The following is a 3,582-nucleotide window of genomic DNA, read 5'->3' as shown; positions in this document are numbered from 1 at the left end:
GTATGTCAGCCGTGGCCGATCTGCCGGTACGTCAACTCGTCGGGGAGCAAACTTACTTGCCGGTCACCGCTCCCCCTCAGGAGCCGACCGAACCGGAGCCCCCCGACCCGCTCCCCCGGCGAGCACCCGGACTCGGCGCGCCGCTGCCCGGGTTGCCGCCGACAGCTCAGCGGCAGGCAGCCGCGTCCGTACCGGGGAAGGGCGCTCCGGGCACACCGTCGGATCCGGTGAATCCGCCCGTCGTCACACCGTTACTCGGCGACGACCCGATCGTGGGTGCCGTATCCAGGGAGAGGGAGGGTGGGGGCGAGGCTCCGTCCCCACATTCTCCCGTACAACGCTCTGTTGTTGTCTCCGGGCCGATGCCCATGTCGCCCACCGTCCCCCTGCTCGGCGACCGGCCACTGACCCTGCGTACGGCAGGCGTTGAGGCAACATCGAGCAGTGGTCCGGCGGCAGCCGTTCAGCGTGACACGGAGGGGGACGCGGAGGGTGACGCCGGAGCTTCGCCGACGGTGGCCGTGCGGTGGACGGCAACGTCCCGGTCGGACCTACCCGCCCGTCCGGACCTGCCGCCACCACCGCACCACTCGTCGGATCCCCCGCCAGGACCCTTGCAGCGCTTGCCAGTTGTCTCCCTCGCATCGATTCGGCCCACACCGCCCCCCGCCGTCCCGGTTCAGCGGCACACAAGCAGCGGCGCGCCACCCGTACCGGGCTCCCCGCCCCGTTACGAGGGTGGCGCCCGGCTACCCACGGCCGGCGCCTTCGCCGTGGCCGCCGGGGTGGCGCAGCGGATGCCCGACGGGAGCGTCGTCTTCGGTTCGGCCGCCGAGCCTCCCTCCGGCACCTCGCGGCCGGTCGTCCAGCCGGTCGTCCAGCAAGTCGTCCAGCGGGACGCCGAACTCACCGAGGAGCCACCACCACCCGACCCCGCCCCGGACTCCGCCCCCGTATCGGACGGCGAAGCCGAACCGGAGCCCACCGGCGAGGGCGGCACCCCCGCGCCCTCCGCCGGTGCCGTGTCCGGGAAGGCGGGCGCGCCCGTGGTGACCGACGAGCTGGTCCGTGCCCTGTACGCGCCGCTCAGCCGGCTGTTCAAGGCAGACCTCCGACTGGAGCGCGAACGCGCCGGATTCCTGATCAACACCCGTCACTGACCGATGCACCGACGCACCCCGCCACTGCGGAACGCCGCCCCGCCACCGAGAGGTACGTGTCATGGCCACCCCCCAGGACAGCGATCCCGCCGTCAGCGTCTGCTTCGTCGTGACGATCGACGACATCGAGCTCGGGTCCTTCAACACATGTGACGGCCTGGGGTGCGAAGTCGTCCTCGAAACGCGGGAGGAGGGCGGCAACAACGGGCATGTGTGGCAACTGCCGACCCGGCTGAAGTACTCCAACGTCAAGCTGTCCCGGCCGCTCACCAGCGAGACGGAGAAGGTGGCGCGCTGGTTCGCCACGATGACGACCGGCTTCAGCCGAAAGACGGCGCACATCGAGGCGCGGACCGGTGACGGGCGGAAGGTCGCCCAGTGGGGGCTGCTGGAGGTCGTACCCGTGCGCTGGACGGGGCCCTCGTTCACCCCCGAGTCGCCGAAGGTCGCGATGGAGACGATCGAGATCGCCCATCACGGCTATGTGATGGAGGGCTGAGCGCCATGAGCGCGGCGGGACCCATCGCCTTCAGCGCCGCCGGTACGTCGGGGGCGGCCTCGGCCGCGAAGGGCGGATCGGCCCGGCCGAAGCTGGAGCACGCCTATCTGGAGCTGCGGACGCCGCCCACCGGCGGTGGTCTCACGCCCGGCGCGCCCTGCGGACGGATCGACTTCCAGTTCAACCCGAAGGAGTTGAGCCTCACCAAGGCGGCGTCGTGGAAACGGACTCCGGCCAAGGGGGCGAAGAGTTCCGGTCCGCCGGAGTATCAGGGGTCGCAGCCCAGCAAGTTGACGGTCGAGATGTTCTTCGACGCGAGCGACACCCAGGACACGCGCGTGGTGACGGCGGTGGAGCAGCTGTTCGCGTGCTGCGTGCCGACGAACGAGACGCGGCAGCAGCAGCGGTCGTCGCCACCGTGGGTGGTGTTCCACTGGGGCGGGCTCACGGGGTTCCCCGGCTATGTCAGCCAAGTGGCCGTGAAGTACACGCTGTTCACCACCTCCGGGGTGCCCGTCCGGGCGGTCTGCCAGGTCACGATGGAGGAGATCAGCGGGGAGACGCCGGGGCAGAACCCGACCTCGGGCGCGCTGACCGCGCGGCGTGTGCACCGGGTCGCCGCCGGGGACTCGCTGCCGTCACTGGCCCACCGGGAGTACGGCGACGCCGGTGCCTGGCGGGTGATCGCCGAGGCGAACGGCATCGACGACCCGATGCGCCTCGCCCCTGGCACGCAGCTTCTGCTGCCGGCCCTGGACGAGCTGTCGCGGCTCCGGGACGGCGCGGACCGGGAGCCGGGCGGGTACGACGCGGGCTTGGCCGTGACCGGTGTCGCCGGGAGGCGGGGCCGATGACCGGGCAGGGCGTCGCCACCGCGCTGGTGGTCGAGTTCGGCGGCACGGCGCTGCCGGCGAAGTTCGTGAACACCCTGGTCGAGGGGTACGTGGACGACAGCCGAACGCTCCCGGACCTGTTCCTGCTGCGGTTCCGGGACCCCGAGCGGGTGCTGCTGGAGCAGACCGGGCTGAGGATCGGCAGCGAGGCGCGGCTGCTGGCACGCTCGGGTGGCGACAGCGCGCCGAAGCCGCTGCTGGACGGGGTGGTCACGGCGCTGGAGGTGGAGCTGGACGAGACGGGCACGTTCACCGTCGTACGGGGTCTGGACGAGTCGCACCGGCTGTTCCGGGGGCGGCGGGTGGCCAGTTACCAGAACATGACCCTCGCCGACATCTGCGGCCAGGTCGCCCAGCGCGCGGGGCTGAAGCCCGGGACGGTGGACATCGCGGGGCCCGTACTGGAGCACATCGCCCAACCCAACGTCACCGACTGGGAGTTCGTGCGCGGGCTCGCAGAGGAGGCCGGTGCCCAGGCGTACGTACGGGACGGGCAACTGCACATCACCCGCCCCGCCGAGGCGAGTTCGGCACCGGACGGATCGGCGCGGGCCGACCGTAATCCGCTCGTGCTGGAGCTCGGCGGCAATCTGCTGCGCTGCCGGGCCGGGGTGTCCGCCGTCGAGCAGGTCTCCGAGGTGGAGGTGCGCGGCTGGGACGTCCAGGCGAAGCAGCCGCTGGTGGGCAAGGCCCCGGCGGGGACGTCGTCGACGCTGGAGCTGGGGGTGACGGCGGCCGAGGTGTCCGCGCCCTTCGGCGAGGCGCGTTTCGTCGTGACCGACACGGCGTACGGCGCGCAGGCGCAGGTGGACCAGGCGGCCAAGGCCCTGGCGGAGCGGATCGCCGGCTCGTTCGCGGAGCTGGAGGCGGTGATCCGGGGAAATCCGGCGGTCCGGGCGGGCAGTGCGGTGGCGCTGAACGCGGTGGGCGCGCCGTTCGAGGGCCGGTACACGGTGACGTCGTCGCGCCATGTCTTCGACGCCGTACGCGGGTACGAGACGTGGATCACGGTCTCGGGGCAGCAGGAGCG

The 3,582-nt window shown here is 72.0% G+C and carries 4 protein-coding genes; all 4 read left to right on the top strand.

Annotated elements, in window-relative coordinates; translation table 11 throughout:
* Positions 1–797 precede the first annotated feature (797 nt).
* Positions 798–1,160, top strand: coding sequence for a hypothetical protein (locus tag GXP76_RS34670; RefSeq protein WP_242575589.1), 363 nt, complete (start codon positions 798–800; stop codon positions 1,158–1,160).
* Positions 1,161–1,221: 61 nt separating this feature from the next.
* Entirely contained in the window at positions 1,222–1,659 is a 438-nt protein-coding gene (locus GXP76_RS34665; RefSeq protein WP_242575588.1) for a phage tail protein, read from the top strand.
* Between the two features lie 5 nt (positions 1,660–1,664).
* A complete protein-coding gene (locus GXP76_RS34660) occupies positions 1,665–2,513 on the top strand; it encodes a LysM peptidoglycan-binding domain-containing protein (protein WP_242575587.1) in 849 nt (282 codons plus the stop codon).
* A partial coding sequence (locus GXP76_RS34655; RefSeq protein ID WP_242575586.1) for a VgrG-related protein occupies positions 2,510–3,582 on the top strand: 1,073 nt, incomplete at its 3' end. The genes GXP76_RS34660 and GXP76_RS34655, both read left to right, overlap by 4 nt.

This window comes from Streptomyces sp. NP-1717, from assembly GCF_022695985.1.
In the GTDB taxonomy this organism is placed as follows: domain Bacteria; phylum Actinomycetota; class Actinomycetes; order Streptomycetales; family Streptomycetaceae; genus Streptomyces.
This window is presented reverse-complemented; position numbering and strand designations above follow the sequence as displayed.